17 protein-coding genes are annotated in these 16,404 nt (G+C 65.4%); 9 read left to right on the forward strand and 8 right to left on the reverse strand.

Features of this window, described 5'->3' with window-relative positions; all coding sequences use genetic code 11:
- From QGV54_RS11285 to hemC, 3 genes are read right to left on the reverse strand one after another with little or no spacing between them, the layout of a single operon-like run.
- Positions 1-1,521, reverse strand: coding sequence for a mitofilin family membrane protein (locus QGV54_RS11285; RefSeq protein WP_281016739.1), 1,521 nt, complete (start codon positions 1,519-1,521; stop codon positions 1-3).
- Positions 1,522-1,540: 19 nt separating this feature from the next.
- Positions 1,541-2,254, reverse strand: coding sequence for a uroporphyrinogen-III synthase (locus tag QGV54_RS11290; RefSeq protein ID WP_281016738.1), 714 nt, complete (start codon positions 2,252-2,254; stop codon positions 1,541-1,543).
- Entirely contained in the window at positions 2,254-3,186 is a 933-nt protein-coding gene (gene hemC, locus QGV54_RS11295; protein WP_281016737.1) for a hydroxymethylbilane synthase, read from the reverse strand. Before hemC ends, QGV54_RS11290 begins: the two co-directional genes overlap by 1 nt.
- A gap of 128 nt (positions 3,187-3,314) precedes the next feature.
- On the opposite strand from hemC, the gene tsaD reads away from it, so the two are divergent.
- Complete coding sequence (gene tsaD / locus QGV54_RS11300; RefSeq protein WP_281016736.1) at positions 3,315-4,373, forward strand: tRNA (adenosine(37)-N6)-threonylcarbamoyltransferase complex transferase subunit TsaD; 1,059 nt, start codon at positions 3,315-3,317, stop codon at positions 4,371-4,373.
- Between the two features lie 3 nt (positions 4,374-4,376).
- Positions 4,377-5,369 carry a methylmalonyl Co-A mutase-associated GTPase MeaB gene (gene meaB, locus QGV54_RS11305; RefSeq protein WP_281016735.1) on the forward strand — a complete coding sequence of 331 codons (993 nt, stop codon included), beginning with the start codon at positions 4,377-4,379 and terminating at the stop codon, positions 5,367-5,369.
- A gap of 64 nt (positions 5,370-5,433) precedes the next feature.
- On the opposite strand, the gene aat is transcribed toward meaB, so the two are convergent.
- The 4 genes from aat to aroQ are packed head-to-tail and all read right to left on the reverse strand — an operon-like array spanning position 5,434 to position 8,412.
- A complete protein-coding gene (gene aat, locus QGV54_RS11310) occupies positions 5,434-6,093 on the reverse strand; it encodes a leucyl/phenylalanyl-tRNA--protein transferase (protein WP_281016734.1) in 660 nt (219 codons plus the stop codon).
- Positions 6,094-6,106: 13 nt separating this feature from the next.
- A complete protein-coding gene (gene accC / locus QGV54_RS11315) occupies positions 6,107-7,459 on the reverse strand; it encodes an acetyl-CoA carboxylase biotin carboxylase subunit (RefSeq protein WP_281016733.1) in 1,353 nt (450 codons plus the stop codon).
- 18 nt (positions 7,460-7,477) lie between these two features.
- Entirely contained in the window at positions 7,478-7,948 is a 471-nt protein-coding gene (gene accB / locus QGV54_RS11320) for an acetyl-CoA carboxylase biotin carboxyl carrier protein (RefSeq protein ID WP_281016732.1), read from the reverse strand.
- Between the two features lie 2 nt (positions 7,949-7,950).
- Entirely contained in the window at positions 7,951-8,412 is a 462-nt protein-coding gene (aroQ, locus tag QGV54_RS11325) for a type II 3-dehydroquinate dehydratase (protein ID WP_281019910.1), read from the reverse strand.
- Between the two features lie 146 nt (positions 8,413-8,558).
- Here aroQ and thiS point away from each other — a divergent pair, with 146 nt between their 5' ends.
- Positions 8,559-9,557 carry a sulfur carrier protein ThiS gene (gene thiS / locus QGV54_RS11330; RefSeq protein WP_281016730.1) on the forward strand — a complete coding sequence of 333 codons (999 nt, stop codon included), beginning with the start codon at positions 8,559-8,561 and terminating at the stop codon, positions 9,555-9,557.
- 33 nt (positions 9,558-9,590) lie between these two features.
- Here the strand turns inward: thiS and QGV54_RS11335 are convergent, their stop codons facing one another.
- On the reverse strand, positions 9,591-10,034 hold the full coding sequence (locus QGV54_RS11335) for a MarR family transcriptional regulator (protein WP_281019911.1): 444 nt from the start codon (positions 10,032-10,034) through the stop codon (positions 9,591-9,593).
- A gap of 72 nt (positions 10,035-10,106) precedes the next feature.
- Between QGV54_RS11335 and QGV54_RS11340 the strand changes: the two genes are divergently transcribed.
- The 6 genes from QGV54_RS11340 (at position 10,107) to QGV54_RS11365 (ending at position 16,361) form a co-directional block, all read left to right on the forward strand.
- Entirely contained in the window at positions 10,107-10,553 is a 447-nt protein-coding gene (locus QGV54_RS11340) for a hypothetical protein (protein WP_281016728.1), read from the forward strand.
- A 103-nt stretch (positions 10,554-10,656) separates the two neighbouring features.
- Entirely contained in the window at positions 10,657-11,289 is a 633-nt protein-coding gene (locus QGV54_RS11345; RefSeq protein WP_281016727.1) for a hypothetical protein, read from the forward strand.
- Positions 11,290-11,481: 192 nt separating this feature from the next.
- The gene (locus tag QGV54_RS11350) at positions 11,482-12,522 is read left to right on the forward strand and encodes a rod shape-determining protein (RefSeq protein WP_281016726.1); all 1,041 of its coding nucleotides are present in this window, start codon (positions 11,482-11,484) and stop codon (positions 12,520-12,522) included.
- A 19-nt stretch (positions 12,523-12,541) separates the two neighbouring features.
- Positions 12,542-13,507: a hypothetical protein gene (locus tag QGV54_RS11355; protein WP_281016725.1), complete on the forward strand. Its 966-nt coding sequence runs from the start codon at positions 12,542-12,544 to the stop codon at positions 13,505-13,507.
- An 84-nt stretch (positions 13,508-13,591) separates the two neighbouring features.
- Positions 13,592-14,584 (forward strand): MDR family oxidoreductase, encoded by a 993-nt coding sequence (locus QGV54_RS11360; protein WP_281016724.1) that lies wholly within the window; start codon positions 13,592-13,594, stop codon positions 14,582-14,584.
- Entirely contained in the window at positions 14,577-16,361 is a 1,785-nt protein-coding gene (locus QGV54_RS11365) for an NAD(P)/FAD-dependent oxidoreductase (protein ID WP_281016723.1), read from the forward strand. The genes QGV54_RS11360 and QGV54_RS11365 overlap by 8 nt, the downstream gene beginning before the upstream one ends.
- Positions 16,362-16,404 lie beyond the last annotated feature (43 nt).

Consider the following 16,404-nt stretch of genomic DNA (forward strand, 5'->3'; position numbering starts at 1 on the left):
TCAGTTCCCCTGCGACATGTTCTGGAAGACATCCTGTTGCAGGGCCCGGATGGCCTGCTCCAGTTTCAGCCGCTGCTCTGCAGCCACGCGCCAGGAGGCAACGGCTTCCGCCGGTGGTCCGCTCAGACCATCCAGTTCGGCAAGCGCAGCCTCCAGATTGCCCTCCTGCAGGCGATATTCGGCACGGGTCACGATGGCTTCGACGCCGGTCCCCTCGACCTCGCCAACCCGGCGCACACTGACCAGATTGCCCAGACGCTGGAACGCCGCACCGTACCATGTGTCATCCCCGCCGATCCGTTCCGCCGTCAGCGCGGCATCCGCCGCGGCGGGGAAGCGCTGGCGCAGGGCATCCGCCGTCGGCACGCCATGCTGGGCGGCATCCGCAATCACTGCATGCTCCGCCGGATCGACCCCCAGTTCGACGACCGAATTCCAGGCCCCGGGAAATGCGGCACCGGTGGCGGCAACATCGCGCAGACGACCAAGCGCCAGCACCAGCGCCGCCTTCTGCGCCGCCTCAGCATCAGCCTGGCCCCGTTGCGATGCCGCAGCCTCGGCCACGGCATCGATGCGCGATGAAAGCGCATCGGTCTCGCTTGCCAGGGCCGCCATGCGGTCGCGCAGCGCATCAAGACTTGCGCGCAGGTCGCGGGCTGCAGTACCGGCGTCGCCTGCTCCGTCCTCGATGGCAGTCAGCCGTTGCTCAAGGTCGCCCAGCTCGGACGCCAGTGCTTCGGTGTCCGCGCTGCCGCTACTCTCGACCGGTGCCGATACCGTGCTGCCCGCACTTCCGGTCCGGAAGGAGGCCACCGTCGCTGCCAGCGCGGCAACCTCATCGCGCAGGGCTGCGAAATCGGCTTCGGAGATCGCTGCCGGGGTGGCAGAACCTCCCTGCCCGGCCTCAAGTGCGGCAAGCCGGTCCTCGATCGTCGCGGATCCGGCCAGGGCGGCCTCCAGCGCTTCCAGCCGACCCTCGACGCCCGACAGGTCAACCGCTTCGGCAGGCGTGGCGGCGGGCGCGTCAGCGACCCGCGCAGCAAGCGCACGGTTCTGGTCGGCCAGATTGGCAACTTCCGTCTTCAGGGCAGCGATCCGGTCCGCCGCGCCGCCGCTGATCTGCGGCAGGATCGTCGTGGCCCCGACACCCAGCGCCAGCAGGATGGCGACAAGGGCAAGAAAACGCGCACCGCCATCGGCCCGCTTGCGCGGCTGCGCGGCTGCGGGCGGCGGCGGCGGCGGTGGCGCGACGTCGGCAGTGTCGGCTTCCGACCCGGTCGCGGTTTCAGCGCGATCATCGCCCTCCTGAGCCGCGTCGGCGTCGACTGCCTTGTCGGCGTCAACCTCGGTAACAGGGACTGCACCACCTGCGGCAACGACTTCCACGACCTCATTCTCGCTGGTGGACGCGGCCGCCGCCTCATCTGCGTCCCCTTCGGGAGTCCCGGCAGCGTCGGTGGGCTTCGTCTCCTGCGTCTCGGCCTCCTCGGGCTTCGGCTTCTTGTCGTCCTTGTCGGTCATGAAGTGAATTCCCGTCCGTCTACGATACGCATTGTTGCAACAGGTCCAGCAGGTCCGACTGGTTCGGACGCGGTGCCGCCAGTACACGCCGGAAGCTCACGTTCTGCAAGGCCACTGCCGCACGCTGACTGATGCAGCATGCAGCGATTGTCCGGCATTCGTCCAGCCTACCAGATGCCGCAACCAGCGCCGCAAAACAGGCTGCAGACCGGGGGGAATAGAACAGCACGGCGTCGATGGCATGGTCATCCAGCGCCGCCAGCGTCTCCGGCCGAAGCGCGCTGGCGGGCACAGCGGCATAGAGAACCTGTCGCCGAACGCGATAGCCGAAACCGCTGAGAGCGGCTGCAAGATCCCCCGAGACCTCCGACCCCGCCGCATGAAACAGGGTACCACCATCGACCGGAACCTGATCGCGGACCAGCCGGACGAGGTCGGAGACATCGCCATCCGCATCATGGACAGTGGTGAAGCCTGCTTTCCGCGCCAGGGCCGCCGTGCTCGACCCGACGGCCAGCAGGGGCACGGAGCGGTCCGCATCGAAATGCACCAGGGCGCGAACGCCGTTGCGACTGGTTGCAAGCCAGTGAGCCACCCCATCGAAGTCGGGGCGCAGCCTGTCGGTGAAACGGATATCCAGTACCGGATCGACGATCACATCATGTCCCAGGTCACGCAGAACCGACGCCGTCGCCCGGGCATCGGCTTCAGGGCGTGTCAGCAGGACCCGCATCAGATTGCCGCAAGGAATTCCGGCCCGGCCAGTGCCTTCAGTTCCTCGCCCGCGTCCTGCCCCAGCGCCGCAGCATCGCTCCACGCCCCGGTTCGCTCGGTCACGTGACGACGGCTGCCATCAGGCATCACGATCTCCGCCCTGAACCACATGCCATCGCCGTTCGGGTTGTCGATGGCGAGTCCGGCAATCGGAGTCCGGCAGGAGCCATCCAGGGCAGCGAGCATCGACCGTTCGGCGGCCAGAGCCGCCTCCGTGGCGGCATCATGCAACGGGGCCAGCCGGGCACGGGTTGCACTGTCGTTGCTGCGGATCTCGATACCGATGGCGCCCTGGGCCACCGCAGGCAGCATTTCCTCCGGCTCGATCAGTGCCGTGATCCGATCCGTCATGCCTAGACGCGTCAGGCCGGCATTGGCCAGGAATGTCGCGGCGGCCTCACCGGCCTCCAGCTTCGCCAGGCGGGTCTGAACATTGCCCCGGAAGATCACGACCTTCAGGTCTGGACGCCGGAAGAGCAGTTGCGACTGACGGCGCAAGCTGGCGGTGCCGACAATCGCACCCTCCGGCAGGTCGTCGATGGAATCGGCCACCAGGCTGATGAAGGCATCGCGGGGGTCCTCCCGCGGCAACAGGCAGCAGATATCCATGCCCTCCGGCAGGGTCGTCGGCATGTCCTTCATGGAATGCACGGCCAGATCGACACTTCCGTCGGCCAGCGATTCCTCGATCTCCTTCGTGAACAGCCCCTTGCCCCCGGCGGCGGCCAGTGCGCGGTCACGAATGCGGTCGCCGGTGGTGGTGATCACCACGATCTCGACAGCCGAATCGTCCAGTTCGGGATGGGCCATGTGCAGCAGGCGCTTCACCTCCCGCGCCTGCCAGAGCGCCAGAGGGCTGCCGCGTGTTCCGATCCGCAAAGCCTGTGTCACTGTTTTCGCCACCTTGTCCGTTTCTGCCCACGGTGTTACCCGGAGACCAGAACATTGACCAGCATGGACTGCCTGTCCATGGCCGCCTGTCGGCGGTCGGCATCAGACAGGCCAGCAGGAGCACAGACGTGAGCATCGTCCTCGGGATCGAGACAAGCTGTGACGAGACCGCCGCCGCCGTCGTGACATCGGACAAGCGGATACTGGCGAACATCGTCCACAGCCAGGTAGAGGCGCATCGCCCCTTCGCTGGCGTGGTCCCGGAAATCGCGGCCCGCGCCCATGTCGAGAAGCTGGACGGGATCGTCGCGCGTTGCCTGGATGAATCCGGTATCCGGCTCGGCGACGTGGACGCCATTGCCGCGACCGCAGGTCCGGGCCTCATCGGTGGCGTCATCGTCGGCCTCACCACCGCGAAGGCCCTGGCGCTGGCCACAGGCAAGCCGCTGATCGCGGTCAACCATCTGGAAGCGCATGCGCTGACCGTGCGGATGACGTCGGATATCGCCTTTCCCTACCTTCTGCTGCTGGTTTCGGGCGGCCATTGCCAGATCCTGCTGGTCAGGGGCGTCGGCGACTATCGCCGTCTCGGCTCCACCATCGACGATGCGGTGGGGGAGGCGTTCGACAAGACGGCCAAGCTGCTGGACCTCGGGTTTCCGGGCGGTCCGGCGGTGGAGAAGATGGCGCAGGGCGGCGATCCGGCGCGGTTCGCGCTGCCGCGACCGATGCGCGGACGCGACCACATGGATTTCTCCTTCTCCGGTCTCAAGACGGCGGTCCGCAAGGCCGCGTCAGAACTTGAGCAACCCCCGACCCGGCACGATCTGGCCGACCTCTGCGCCGGATTCCAGGCTGCGGTCGCCGACGTGCTGGAGGATCGGATCGGGCGCGCCATCGACCATTGCCGGGCGTCCGGCACCGCACCGACCGGGCTGGTGATCGCGGGCGGGGTCGCGGCCAACCGGATGCTCCGGGCACGGCTGACGGAGACCGCGGCAGACCGTGACCTGCCCATGATCGCCCCGCCCATCGCACTCTGCACTGACAATGGGGCCATGGTGGCGTGGGCCGGCGTCGAGCGGCTGCTGGCAGGCTCGACGGACTCTCTGGATGTGGGGGCACGGGCTCGCTGGCCACTGGATGCGGATGCGGACCCCCTTCCCTTTGCCGGCGTGAAGGCCTGAGTGATGACAGACAAGCTGCAGGACATGGCGGATCGGATTCTGGCGGGCCAGCGGCGGGCGCTCGCCCGTGGGATCACGCTGGTGGAATCCAGTCGGGCCGATCACCGGGAGCAGGCGAAGATCCTGCTGGAAAAGATCGTGACCAGCAGCGGCAATGCCGTCCGTGTCGGCATCTCCGGCACCCCCGGTGTCGGCAAGTCCACCTTCATCGAGGCCTTTGGCCAGCACCTGACAGCGCAGGACCTGAAGGTTGCGGTTCTGGCGGTCGATCCGTCCTCCAAGCGTACCGGCGGTTCGATCCTGGGCGACAAGACCCGCATGGAGCATCTGGCCCGCGACCCGAACGCCTTCATCCGCCCCTCCCCGTCCGGCGGCACGCTCGGCGGTGTCGCCCGGCGCACGCGGGAAACCATGCTGCTGGCGGAGGCTGCCGGATTCGACGTCATCCTGGTGGAGACCGTCGGTGTCGGACAGTCGGAGACCACGGTCGCAGAGATGGTGGACATCTTCTGCCTGCTGCTCGCGCCCGGGGGCGGGGACGAATTGCAGGGCATCAAGCGTGGCGTGATGGAACTGGCCGATCTGGTGATCATCAACAAGGCCGACGGTGACCTGCTGCCCGCAGCCCGCAGGGCGGCAACCGAATATCGCGGCGCGCTGGGTCTGATGCGACCGAAGACGCCGCACTGGTCGCCGCGCGTGCGCATGGCCTCCGCCGTCGAGGGCAATGGCATTCCCGAGGTCTGGCGCGACATCACGAAGTTCCGCGATGACATGACCGCCGCCGGGGCGCTGGAGACCCTTCGGGCGGAACAGGCCCGGTCATGGATGTGGCAGGAACTGACCGACAGCCTGGTTCAGGCGCTGATGGCGGACGCCGGTGTCGCCCGCGCCCTGCCGGAATGGGAGCGGCAGGTGATGGACGGCACCACCACCCCTGGCGCCGCAGCGGACGCCCTGCGCCAGATGTTCCTCGACGGCTCCAGGTCCGACTGAGTCGCCCGGATCGAGCCGTCACGTGTTGGAGTGGGCCGGTGATGCAATCAAGCAGTGAGCCGTACTAGGCCGGATCGGTCAGCAGACGCAGCATCGTTGCGCCGTCCGTTCCCATGGGTACTTTCTCGAAGTCCGCGACCAGCGGCAGCGCCGCCTGCAACCGCTTCAGGTACTCCGGCTTCGGCACCGACTCGATATGGAACTGCTTCAGGTGGTCGTTGACGAACTGGCTGTCGAGCAGGATGTAGCCCCCTGCCCGGAGCCGCGCCACCAGATGCACCAGCGCGACCTTGCTGGCATCGGTGGCTGCGCTGAACATGCTCTCGCCAAAGAACGCCGCGCCAATGGACACGCCATACAGGCCGCCGACGATCTTGCCTTCCTGCCAGCACTCGATGCTATGGGCATGGCCAAGCCGGAACAGTTCGGCATAGGCGCGCACGATCTCGACATTGATCCAGCTGTCAAAGCGTCCGCGCCGGTGATCCAGCTCGGAACAGGCGGTGATCACCTGTTCGAACGCCAGGTCGTGGGTGATGCGGAACCGGTCCTGCCGCACGGTGCGCCGCAGCCGCTTCGGCACGTGGAACCCCTCGATCGGCAGCACGCCGCGCTCCTCCGGGTCGACCCAGAAGAGCTGCGAGTCGTCACGGCTTTCCGCCATGGGGAACAGACCGCGCGAATAGGCCTGTACCAGCAGACCAGGCGAAAGCCGGTCGCTCACCGGAGGAGGCCGTTCAGAACTTCGCCACCAGCCGGTCCAGATTCTTTTCCAGCCAGTGGATGTCGTAGTCACCGTCGATGAAGGTCGGATCGTCGATCAGGGCGAGATGCAGCGGGATGGTCGTCTTGATGCCGCCAATGACATACTCGTCCAGGCAGCGCCGCAGCCGCATCAGGCACTCGTTCCGCGTCCGGCCATAGACGACCAGCTTGGAAATCAGGCTGTCGTAGTTCGGAGGCACCCGATAACCGTCGTAAAGCGCGGAATCGACCCGCACGCCCAGGCCACCAGGGGCGTGATAGCCCTGCAGCAGGCCGGGTGCGGGCGCGAAGGTTGCCGGGTTCTCCGCGTTGATCCGGCATTCCATGGCATGGCCGGTGAACTCGACATCCGACTGCTTCATGCTGAGCGGGATGCCGGACGCGACCCGAATCTGTTCGCGCACCAGATCGATGCCGGTGATCGCCTCGGTCACCGGATGTTCCACCTGCAGGCGCGTGTTCATCTCGATGAAATAGAAGCTACCGTCCTGGTACAGGAACTCGATGGTCCCCGCACCCCGGTAGTTCATTTCCGAAATCGCGTCGGCAACCACATTGCCGATCTGCTTGCGCTGATCGGCATTCAGGGCGGGCGACGGCGCTTCCTCCACCACCTTTTGATGGCGACGTTGAATGGAACAGTCTCGCTCCCCCAGATGCACCGCATGCCCCTGCCCGTCGCCGAAGACCTGCACCTCGATATGGCGCGGGGAGGGCAGGTACTTCTCCATGTACATGGTGTCGTCGCCGAAGGCGTGCTTGGCCTCGCCGCGCGCCTGCGACAGGGATGCTTCCAGATCCTCTTCCCGCTCCACCACGATCATGCCGCGACCACCGCCACCGGCGGCGGCCTTGCACAGCACCGGGTACCCGATCTCCCGGGCCGACGCCTTCGCGGATTCGATATCCTCCAGCGCACCCTCCGTGCCGGGCACCACGGGAACGCCGAGACGGATCATGGTCTGCTTTGCCGCGATCTTGTCACCCATCAGGCGGATATGTTCCGGCGTCGGGCCGATGAAGGCGATACCGTGCGCCTCCACGATCTCCGCAAACCGGGCATTCTCCGACAGGAAGCCGTAACCCGGATGCACCGCATCCGCGCCGGTGATCTCGGCGGCCGAGATCAGCGCCGGGATGTTCAGATAGCTGAGCTGTGGATTGGCCGGTCCGATGCAGACGGATTCGTCCGCCAGCCGGACATGCATCGCCTCCGCGTCCGCTGTTGAATGCACCGCAACGGTGCGGATGCCCATCTCATGACAGGCACGATGGATGCGAAGCGCGATCTCGCCGCGGTTGGCAATCAGGACCTTCTCGAACATGCGCCTGCTACCGTCCCGTCACTGTATCAGGAACAGGGGCTGTTCGTACTCGACCGGCTGTTCGTTCTCGATCAGCACGGCCACCACCTTGCCGGCCTTCGGTGCCGGTACGGGGTTCATGGTCTTCATCGCCTCGATGATCAGCAGGGTCTGGCCCTGGGTCACCGTGTCGCCGACCTTGACGAAGTTGGGCGCCCCCGGTTCCGGCGCGACATAGGCCGTGCCGACCATGGGCGAGAGCACTTCCGTCGAACCCGGATGGGCATCCGCCGCCGAAGGGGCGGCGGCAGGCGTGCCGGGCGCGGCAGCGGGCGCGGCCTGCGCAGCCGGGGCCGGTGCAGGTACAGAGGCCACGACGGTCTGCTGTACCTTGCGTTCCAGACGCAGCTTGATGTCGTCCTGTTCGATCTCGATTTCGGTCAGGCCGGTATCGACGAGCAAGTTCGCCAGTTCCCGTACCGTGTCCACGTCCACCTTGAGTTTGGTCATGCTTACGCCATTGCCTGTTGGTTCCTGGACTTTATCTCGGCTGCGAGTGCCTGAAGTGCAAGGATATATCCCAGCGACCCGAACCCGCAGATCACGCCTTTCGCGGCGCGACTGACATATGAATGATGCCGGAAATCCTCCCGCTGGTGAATGTTCGACAGGTGAACCTCCACCGTTGGCAGGTCTACCGACAGCAGGGCATCGAGAATCGCCACGGAGGTATGCGAATAGGCACCGGGATTGATGATGATGCCCGCATGCTTCGTCCGCGCCTCGTGAATCCAGTCGACGATCTCGCCCTCGTGATTCGATTGCCGGAAGTCGATCCCGATCCCGAATCCCTGCCCCACCTGGGTGCAATGGGCCTCGATATCACCAAGCGTCTCTCGCCCGTAAACCTCAGGCTGACGGGTACCGAGCAGGTTGAGGTTCGGCCCGTTGAGGATAAGAAGTGATTCACGCATGGTGTTGGTGCAAGCCCCTGTTGCCATATATCTGCCGTGGTTATAGTTCGTTTCCCGGTAGCGCGAAACCACTGCCGACATGCCCGATGCCACACGCGCACGCTAGGGCATGGCGAAAGTCACCCATCCCGAGAGGACCCGGCCACATGCGTATCTCCGTCAATGGCAAGCAGCAGATCGTTGAGGAAGGCACCACGGTGCGGGAGCTTCTGAACCGGATGCGGGTCGATTCGCGCAAGGTCGCGGTCGAGGTGAACCTGGAGATCGTGGCCAAGTCCGCCTACGACCGGACCCAGCTGGAGGAAGAGGATGAAGTTGAAATCGTCCACTTCATCGGCGGTGGGGATGATGCGGCACCCGGCGGTGTGGATACATCCGAAGACACCTTCGTCGTCGCCGGCCGGACATTCCGGTCGCGTCTGCTGGTCGGCACCGGCAAGTACAAGGACTATGAACAGAATGCCCGCGCGGTGGAGGCTGCGGGGGCGGAGATCGTCACGGTCGCTGTCCGGCGGGTCAACGTCACCGATCCCGACCAGCCGATGCTGGTGGATTTCATCGATCCGACGAAGTTGACCTATCTGCCCAACACGGCGGGTTGCTTCACGGCAGAGGATGCCGTGCGCACGCTGCGGCTGGCGCGCGAGGCCGGCGGCTGGGATCTGGTGAAGCTGGAGGTTCTGGGCGACCAGAAGACGCTCTACCCCAACATGCCGGAGACCATTCGCGCCGCAGAGAAGCTGCTGGCGGAGGGTTTCGAGGTCATGGTCTATTGCTCCGACGATCCGATCCAGGCCAAGCGGCTGGAGGAAATGGGCTGCTGCGCGATCATGCCGCTCGGTGCCCCTATCGGGTCCGGTCTCGGCATCCAGAATCCGGTCAACATCCGCCTGATCGTGGAGGAGGCAAAGGTGCCGGTGCTGGTGGATGCGGGGGTGGGCACCGCGTCGGACGCAGCCATCGCAATGGAACTGGGCTGTGACGGCGTCCTGATGAACACCGCAATCGCGGAGGCCAAGGACCCGATCATGATGGCCCGGGCCATGAAGCATGCGGTGCAGGCCGGACGACTGGCCTATCTGGCAGGCCGGATGCCGCGGAAGAAGTATGCCGATCCGTCCAGCCCGCTCGCAGGGCTGATCTGAATCAACAGCGGTTGTCGATGGTCGCCTGCAGGTTCATCGCCGGGAACCTGATCCTGACCGGGCCTTGATGATCTTGCGCATCAGAGCCACGAACAGCTCGCGTTCGTGGTCGGCAAGACTTGCCATGGCATCGGCGTTCTCCGCCATCGCCGCCGCGACAGCCGGGCGCTGCAGCTCCCGCGCCCGATCCGTCAACCAGATCCGCTGAACCCGTCCGTCTGAGTCGTCCTTCTTGCGGATCACCAGGCCGTCGCGCTCCATCCGCGCAAGCGTGTTGGCCATTGTCGGCTGTTCGATGTCGAGCCGGATCACCAGCTCCTTCTGCGTCAGCCCGTCATGTTCCCAGAGTTCCAGCAGCGCGGGAAAGGTGCCGGGACTGAGCCCCAACGGCCTGATCCGTCTCTTGAGACCCTGCTCGAAGAGGCGCGCCACATGGTTGACCAGATAGCCGGCCGATTGGTCCTTCGCGAAATCCATGGTGCAGGATGACATTTGAATAGCCCGCTATGCAATAATATATAGCCTGCTATTCATCATGGGAGACAACAGATGTACAAGATCATCCATCCGATCGCGGGCACGACCGCCCTGGCAACAATCGTGACCTTCTGGCTGGCTACGGTCTGGTCGGAGCTTCTTGGCTCACCGGCGACGGTGATCACGGTCAAGACCCTGATTCCGTGGGGCTTTCTGATCCTTGTTCCGGCGCTGGCGGCGGCCTCCCTGTCGGGCTTCCGGCTCTCGATGCAGCACCGGGGACCGCTGGCGATCCGCAAACGGAAACGGATGCCCTTCATCGCCGCCAATGGCGTCCTGATCCTGATCCCGTCGGCGCTGTTCCTGTCATGCAAGGCGCAGAGGCATGAACTCGATACCCTGTTCTATCTGGTGCAGGCCGTCGAACTGGTTGGTGGCTGCACGAACATCACCCTGCTGGCACTCAACATGCGCGACGGAATACGTCTGGCCCGCACCCGGCGCCGGCGTCTGACATAGATTGCCCGCGAACCGGCCCGGGCATGCGCTGCCGCGATCACTTTTCCTGTTCAGGGCCGCATTGTGATCGCCCGGGCTATGGCCTGACACCGGAAGCGGGGGCATGCTTGACGGCATGAAGACACACGGCCCCATTCACGCCCTGACGCTGCTGGTTCTGCTGGCCATTCTCACGGTGGCCTGCACGCCGACCCAACCCGTTTCCGTCACCCAGCACAATCGCATTAACAGCCTTGCGGTGGCGGGCAGTACGGTCGCTATCGCGAGCAGTGACGAAAGCCTGCGCACTGCGGACTTCGAAAAAGCCCTGGCCCAGCGCCTCAGATCCGCAGGTTTCAGCATCGTCGATGACGCCGCGACGGCGCGTTTCGTTGCCAGCATGACGGCGGAGGTTCAGGAAGGCATCGAACGCGAGCATGTCGTGCGGACGCCGGAATACCTCGTCCGCCGCCGACTGGTGACGCTGCAGAACGGCGACCAGGTGGTGGAGACAGAACGCATCTATCGCGGCGACCGTGTCGATCGCTTTCCCTATACGCTCTGGCCCGCCATCGTCAGCCTGACGCTCACGGAGCGGGAGACGGGCAAACCTGCATTCGAGGGTGAAGTATCGACGCAGGGATCCTGCGGCCAGATGGCGGCGCTGATCGGGCCGATGCTGGATGCCCTGTTCAGGAACCTGCGCAAGGAAAGCGGCACCGTTTCCAGTTCCTACGTCGAGGTTCCGACCTGCTGAACGGGCACGTGCCTGTTTCCTGCCACAATCAGGGCCTACCAGCACAACCCACGCGGTGATTCTGCGGTCGACAGGGCATCAGCCCCGGAAACCGGTTGCGCGATCATGCGGCTTGCGCAACAAAAGGGCCACGCAATATCCCGTCAGGCGGACAGCCCGACAACAGATACATTCAGGACCGGTTCATACAACATGTTCGCTAATCTCTTTGGCTGGCTCTCCGCCGACATGGCGATCGACCTTGGTACAGCGAACACGCTGGTTTACGTCAAGGGTCGGGGCATCGTCCTGAACGAACCATCGGTGGTCGCGATCACCACCATCAAGGGCAAGCGGCACGTGCTTGCGGTCGGGGACGAGGCCAAGCTGATGCTGGGCCGCACACCTGGCAACATCGAGGCCATTCGCCCGCTGCGCGACGGTGTCATCGCCGATTTCGACGTCGCCGAGGACATGATCAAGCACTTCATCCGCAAGGTGCATAACCGCCGCAGCTTCGCCAGCCCGCGCGTGATCATCTGCGTTCCCTCCGGCTCCACGGAGGTCGAGCGGCGCGCGATCATGGAATCGGCCGAATCCGCCGGGGCACGTCAGGTGTTCCTGATCGAGGAGCCGATGGCCGCCGCGATCGGTGCCAATCTGCCGGTGACCGAACCGACAGGTTCCATGGTCGTCGACATCGGCGGCGGCACGACGGAGGTCGCGGTGCTGTCGCTGCGCGGCATCGTCTATTCGCGCTCCGTCCGCGTTGGTGGCGACAAGATGGACGAGGCGATCATCGCCTACATTCGCCGCAACCATAACCTGCTGGTCGGCGAAAGCTCGGCGGAGCGGATCAAGAAGGAAATCGGGTCCGCCTGCCCGCCGGATGAGGGCGATGGCTCCACCATGGAGATCAAGGGCCGCGACCTGATGAACGGCGTGCCGAAGGAGCTGATCATTTCCCAGCGCCAGATCGCCGAGAGCCTGGCCGAGCCGGTGGGTGCGATCATCGAGGCCTGCAAGGTCGCGCTGGAGCACACTGCGCCGGAACTGGCCGCCGACATCGTCGACAAGGGTATCGTGCTGACCGGCGGCGGGGCACTGCTGGGCAATCTGGACTATGTGCTGCGCCATGCGACCGGCCTGCCGGTCTCCATCGCCGATGAGCCACTGTCCTGCGTTGCCATGGGCACGGGCCGCGCGCTGGAGGAAATGAAGACCCTGCGACAGGTTCTGCTCAACTCCGACTGATCCCGGGATTCTGATCGACATGGCCATCCGCAACGACGACCGGGTCTTCGTTGCGGCGGTCCGTGACTTCGCGACCGCGCAGGGCATGTCGGTGCAGGCACTGTCCCACGATTGGCTGTTGATCCTGAAGACCGGCGATGGCCGCCGCTTTCCCCTGCTGGGCTATGACATCGGCCTGAACAGCGCCACCACCCTGCGCATCGCCAACGACAAGGCCGCGACCGCCGACATGCTGGCGGCAGAGAACATCGACCACATCCCGCACCGGCTGTTCCTGAACCCGGACCTGCATGTCTTCACGCGTGGTTCCGGCAACTGGGACAGCCTGCGTAAGGCCTTCGCTGCTGCCGGTGCGGATGTGGTGCTGAAGGGCAACGAAGGCACCAGCGGCAAGGGCGTGCATCGGGTGCGCACCCCGCTGGAGCTGGAGCGGGTGGCGCACGACCTTTTCCGGACCGAACGCTCCATCGCCCTCAGCCCCTGGACGGAGATCACACGGGAATCCCGCTTCGTGGTGCTGGATGGAACCGTGCGACTGGCCTACGCCAAGACGGTCCCGACCCTCGCCGGTGATGGTGTTTCATCCGTCCGGGCCCTGGTCGCACAGGCCATGACGCCGGAAATGGGACCGTCCCTCGGCGCCTGGCTGGAAGACCTGGAGACCGAAGAACTCGACCGGGTGCCGCAGGCCGGCGAGCGCCTGCCTGTGGGGTGGCGGCACAACCTCGGACAGGGTGGCGGCATTACCGAATTGTCCACGGACGCCGACGGTCACGGTGTCGCCCTTGCCGCAGCAGCAGCTCTCAACCTGCGCTTCGGCAGTGTCGATGTGGCCCGCACGGCGGACAATCAGCACAGGGTCATGGAGGTCAATGCGGGGGTGATGCTGGAGCACTTCGCCCGCTCCGGCGCCGAACGGCGTGCCAGGGTTATCGAGACCTATCACGCCGCGCTGGCCCAGCTTGTGAGCAGCCCCGCCCCCTGAAAAAAGCCCCTGACCTGAGCCTGTCGCTTCTGTTACGACTGGCGCATCTGGATTCATGCAACGCAATTGCCGGGGGAAACAATCATGAGCGGTACGTTCAAGGCGCTGGTCGCCAACAAGACGGACGCAGGGTACAGCAGCGAAATCCGCGACATCACGCTGGACGACCTTTCGGCCGGTGACGTCGTCGTCGATGTTGCCTACTCGACGCTGAACTACAAGGACGGGCTGGCGGTCACCGGCAAGGGCAAGGTCTGCGAGAGCTTTCCCATGGTCTGCGGCATCGACTTCGCGGGTACCGTCGCCTCGTCCGAGAGCGCTGACTTCAAGCCCGGCGACAAGGTCGTCCTGAATGGCTATGGCCTGTCCCAGTCGCATTCCGGTGGCTATGCGCAGAAGGCCCGGGTGCGCGCCGACATGCTGGTGAAGCTGCCGGATGGCATCGACATGAAGCAGGCAATGGCCATCGGCACCGCGGGCTATACCGCCATGCTCTGCGTGCTGGCGCTGGAGAAGAACGACGTCACGCCGAAGGACGGCGCGATCCTGGTGACCGGTGCCGCCGGTGGTGTCGGGTCTGTCGCCGTCGCGATCCTGGCCAAGCTCGGCTACACGGTTGTTGCCTCCACCGGTCGTGCGGAAACACATGACTACCTGCGGGGGCTGGGCGCGTCGGAGATGATCGACCGCAACACGCTGTCCGAAGCCGGGAAGCCGTTCCAGAAGCCGCGCTGGGCCGGTGTCGTGGACACGGTCGGGTCCACCACCCTCGCCAATGCCCTGGCCCAGACCAACTACGGCGGAGCCGTCGCGGCCTGCGGCCTGGCTGGCGGTCCGGACCTGCCGACCACGGTGCTGCCCTTCATCCTGCGCGGTGTGACCCTTGCCGGTGTGGACAGCGTCTTCGCCCCGATGGCCGCGCGACAGGAGGCCTGGACCCGCATGGGCACGGACCTGCCGAAGGACAAGCTGGACAGCATGGCCGAAGAGGTTCCGCTGGCGAAGGTGCTGGAGCTTGCGCCGCAGATCCTGGCGGGTCAGGTACGTGGCCGCGTCATTGTCGACGTCAATGCCTGACAGCGCTGCCGCCGCATCCGCCAAGTCCGACGCGGCGGCAGCCGTTGCCTGGCTCGAAGCCTTTGGCGACGCGCTGTCGCGGCAGGACGCGGGCGCGGCGGCAAGCCTGTTTCTCGAAGAGGGGCACTGGCGCGACATCCTTGCCTTCACCTGGCACATCCGCACGTTCAGCGGCACGGCGGCCATTCGCGAAGAGCTGGCACGCCGTCTAGACGCGGTGAGACCGTCGAATTTCAGCCTTGCGAAGGACCGGACACCGCCCCGCAGGGTGAAACGTGCCGGTCAGGAATCGCTGGAGGTGCTCTTCGACTTCCGCACCGCCGTCGGTCAGGGACAGGGGGTGGTTCGGCTGGTGCCTGACCCTGATGGCTCCGGCGACCTGCGCGCCTGGACCCTGATGACCGCCCTGCACGGGCTGAAGGAACATCCCGAACGGCTCAGTGCGGCACGGGCGGGTGGCGATGCCTTTGCGCGGGAGTTCGGTGGTGCCAACTGGCAGGATCATCGCGACCGTGCCCGCGCCTATGCGGACCGCGAACCCGCTGTTGTCGTGGTCGGGGCCGGACAGGCCGGACTGGCCATTGCCGCAAGGCTGAACGCCCTGGGCGTCGATACCCTGCTGGTCGAGAAGAACCAGCGGGTCGGTGACAACTGGCGCAGCCGTTACCATTCCCTGACCCTGCACAACGAAGTCTACGTCAACCATCTGCCCTACATGCCGTTTCCGCCAACCTGGCCGGTCTATATCCCGAAGGACATGCTGGCGAACTGGTTCGAGTTCTATGTCGAGGCGATGGAGCTCAATTGCTGGACGGATACGGCCCTTGTCGGTGGCGACCATGATGCGGCAACCGGCACCTGGACCCTGAACCTGGAGAGCGGGGACGGGACGAAGCGCGTGGTGCGCCCGCGTCACGTCATCTTCGCCACCGGTGTCAGCGCCATCCCCGTCATCCCCGACCTGCCCGGACTGGACAGCTTCCAGGGCACGGTCATGCATTCCGGCAGCTATACCGATGGCAAGGGCTGGAAGGGCAAGCGGGCGCTGGTCATCGGCACCGGCAACAGCGCCCATGACGTCGCCCAGGACCTGCAGGCCAGCGGCGCGGACGTGACCATGGTCCAGCGCAACCCGAGCTACATCGTCAGCCTGGCGGAGGCGCAGAAGGTCTATGCGCTGTATGACGAGGGACCGCCGCTGGACGACTGTGACCTGCTCGCGGCATCCTTCCCCTTCCCCGTGCTGCGCCGGTCGTACCAGCTCTCCACCGCCGAGATGAAACGGGTCGATGCCGAGCTTCTGGCAGGGCTGGAGGCGCGTGGCTTCAAGCTGGACTTCGGGGAGGGCGAGACCGGGTTCCAGATGAAGTACATGCAGCGCGGCGGCGGCTATTACTTCAATGTCGGCTGTTCGGACCTGATCGTCAGCGGCGATATCGGCCTGCTGCATGACGAGAACATCGAGTGTTTCAATGAGGCCGGCGCAGTGCTGGACGACGGCACGACACACGCCGCCGACCTGATCGTGCTCGCCACCGGTTACCTGAACCAGCAGGAGACCGTGCGCACCTGGCTGAACGACCGAATCGCGGATCGCATCGGCCCGGTCTGGGGTTTCAACGACGGGGGCGAGTTGCGCAACATGTGGTGCCGCACGCCTCAGCCCGGCCTCTGGTTCACCGCCGGCAGCCTGGCCCAGTGCCGCATCTTCTCACGCTATCTCGCCCTGCAGATCAAGGCCTGCGAGGAGGGGTTGCTGAGCCCGGAAATGTGCTAGCCGCCGGCCCGCAATACGTCATGCGCATGCAATCGAAGTCGTG

This window comes from Minwuia sp. IMCC3060 (assembly GCF_029909435.1).
Taxonomy (GTDB): domain Bacteria; phylum Pseudomonadota; class Alphaproteobacteria; order Minwuiales; family Minwuiaceae; genus Minwuia.